The organism is Actinoalloteichus spitiensis RMV-1378 (assembly GCF_000239155.1).
GTDB lineage: Bacteria > Actinomycetota > Actinomycetes > Mycobacteriales > Pseudonocardiaceae > Actinoalloteichus_B > Actinoalloteichus_B spitiensis.
Genome location: NZ_AGVX02000645.1, coordinates 1 through 2,869 on the forward strand (window position 1 = coordinate 1; position 2,869 = coordinate 2,869).

1 protein-coding gene, 1 pseudogene and 1 CRISPR repeat array are annotated in these 2,869 nt (G+C 65.6%); the gene and the pseudogene both read left to right on the forward strand.

The window, feature by feature from the left end:
- Window positions 1–325, forward strand: a pseudogene (locus ACTIDRAF_RS34625) (helix-turn-helix domain-containing protein); the annotation flags it as partial.
- Between the two features lie 289 nt (window positions 326–614).
- Window positions 615–1,827: direct repeats of the CRISPR family, unit length 30 nt; unit sequence GTCCTCATCGCTCCTACGAGGAGTTCCAAC.
- A gap of 226 nt (window positions 1,828–2,053) precedes the next feature.
- Window positions 2,054–2,869 (forward strand): helix-turn-helix domain-containing protein (locus ACTIDRAF_RS33135; RefSeq protein WP_085944893.1); only part of this gene is annotated, 816 nt, incomplete at its 3' end.

Below are 2,869 nucleotides of genomic sequence, written 5' to 3' on the forward strand. Positions count from 1 at the left end.
GATCTGGGACCTCGTGCTGGCTGGGGAACGGCGGGATGTCGGTAGGGTCGAGAAAATCGGTCCCGAAGTCCACATCGACACTGTGCCCTACCGAGCTCGTAGGGCAGCCTTCTACGCTGAGTGGGGGAGGGCGCTTGTGTCGGAGCGGCGATCGCGTGACCGTGGGCTGGCGATGATTCTGAAAGCCGAGTCGCTGGCACCGAACTGGGCGAGGAACCACCCCTTCATCCGTGATGCCGTCGGAACCTGCCTGGTGCAGGCCCGAAAGGATGCAGGGAGCCGTGAACTGCGTGGGCTTGCCATGCGGATGGGCATCGCTCCCTAGAGTTGGCATGCGAGAGGGTGTTGGCGGAGGGGCGCCGAGATGACACGGCCAGTGCCCAGCTGGGCGTTGGCTGGCGTGGTGAGGTGGTGTGCTACCTCCGCTTGCCTTGCGGTGGGGCCGCCCGTCACGCTGCGGGACGGGCGGCATAGGGATGGAAGCGTGATCCTGCTATCTGGTGCGGGCAAGTTTCAGCGAACCTCCCGGGTCTGATGTCAAACCTCGGGTTCGCTGCAAAACCGCGTTCGATAAGGTGTTCCAGGTACGTGCTGACCTGCGACTTTACTCTCGGGTCCTCATCGCTCCTACGAGGAGTTCCAACAGGTCTGGGGACGTCTTGTCCAGCTCGGCCCGCACCAAGTCCTCATCGCTCCTACGAGGAGTTCCAACACGACGGTGGAGATGAGGAGTCCCATTGCCGCCGCGTCCTCATCGCTCCTACGAGGAGTTCCAACATGTGGTACGAGCCGTTCAGGCTCCGGGGTAGCGGCGGTCCTCATCGCTCCTACGAGGAGTTCCAACACAGGGCCATCAGGTCACACCTTCTTCGTGCGGGTCCTCATCGCTCCTACGAGGAGTTCCAACACCAGGTCGAGGCCGAGCGCCGACGCCTGGTCGAGTCCTCATCGCTCCTACGAGGAGTTCCAACGATCTCCTTGGCGTTGGCGGCTCGGCCGCTCCCTTGCAGTCCTCATCGCTCCTACGAGGAGTTCCAACGCGGCCACGAAGGCCGGCGTGAACTCAGCGCCGTCGTCCTCATCGCTCCTACGAGGAGTTCCAACAGGCGCCGGGCGATTCTTGCGGCGGCCTCGTCGCCGGGTCCTCATCGCTCCTACGAGGAGTTCCAACCAGGTCACGGTGCCGCCGGCCACCGGGACCTCCACGTCCTCATCGCTCCTACGAGGAGTTCCAACCGCCGACAGTCCACAGCGCGCGCCCCAACGGAACAGGTCCTCATTGCTCCTACGAGGAGTTCCAACGCGACGGTGTCGGTGAGGCCGTCGCAGGGCCCGCCGGTCCTCATCGCTCCTACGAGGAGTTCCAACCCGACCCAGCGCCCGGGGCGGCGACGCTCCTCGAGTCCTCATCGCTCCTACGAGGAGTTCCAACTCCACCGTGGACGAGGCTGACCGGCTGCGGGCGGCGGTCCTCATCGCTCCTACGAGGAGTTCCGACTCGTGGATCACGTTGACCTCCTGTGGGGATGGTGGGTCCTCATCGCTCCTACGAGGAGTTCCAACACGGGCCGCATCCGGATCGTGCTGGTGGGCGGGTCTTGTCCTCATCGCTCCTACGAGGAGTTCCAACCCCATGTGTCACCTCCTGGTGTCCTCGGCGGCCCGGTCCTCATTGCTCCTACGAGGAGTTCCAACTTGCTACCCAGAACCACTTCGCCGCCACGCGCGAGGGTCCTCATCGCTCCTACGAGGAGTTCCAACCGGGCAGCCGTCCCCATCTGAGCGGCGACGGCCCAGGTCCTCACCGCTCCTACGAGGAGTTGCTGTTGGCTAGGCCCGCTCGTGGTGCTGACGTCACGGGTGGGATGGCGACTGGCCCCAGCTGCATCGCCTGACGAGGACGTGTCAGCTCGCGTGCTACCAGGAACTGAACGAGCAATGAGCGCGTTTGGGTTGAGAACGCCCGCCTCCTGCTCCCACAGCGATCTGGTCCTCGGCTCCCTGGGATTGCCGTGGGAAACAGCCCCACCACACTCGGCGAAGGGGACGCGTGGTGAAGCTCGAAGATGATCTCATCGGAACGCGGATCCGGAAGATCCGTCACTGGCGCGGCATGACCGCCTCGTCCGTCGCTGGCCTTGCGGGTATCAGCAGGTCGTACCTGTCCCGGATCGAGCTGGGGAACAGGGCGGTCAGCTCCCGGTCAGTCCTGGAAGCCATAGCCAAGGCCCTGCGGGTAGCTCCATCGGCGCTGACCACTGATCCGCACCAAACGATCCGCCGTAATGACGTGCCAGGGCATGACGCCCTCCAGAGTGTCGACGCGGCGCTCACGGACTGGTGGCCTGGGGAGCTTCCCGAGGACACCACTCCTCGGCCAGTGACCGAACTCGCTGACGCCGTGCGGCGGCTGAACACGCTGCGGCACGCCTGCGACTACCCGGCGATGGCGGACCTGGTGCCGGGCCTCACGCGGGAACTCCTGGTCCACTACGCATCAGGACCGCACCGCCGGCAGGCGGGACACTGGCTGGTCGATGTCTACCAGGCGTGCATGTACGCGGCGAAATCACTGCACGGTGTGGGGCTGCCGGCCCTGGCCTATGGCCATGTGGAGAGGATCGCGGACGATCTGGAGGACGTGCAGCTGCGCGGCGTGTCGTACTGGATGCGGGGACAGGCGTTCGGGCCGGGGCGGCGTGCACGGCAGGCCACCTTTTCTGCCCGGGCCGCCGCTGACCTCGAACCGCACATCGGCGAACCCGGGGTGCTCGAAGCCTACGGCCAGGTCCACCTCAACGCGGCCCTGGGCGCCGTCGCCTCGGGCCAGCATGACGTTGGCGAAGCTCATCTTCGTGAGGCGCGGGAC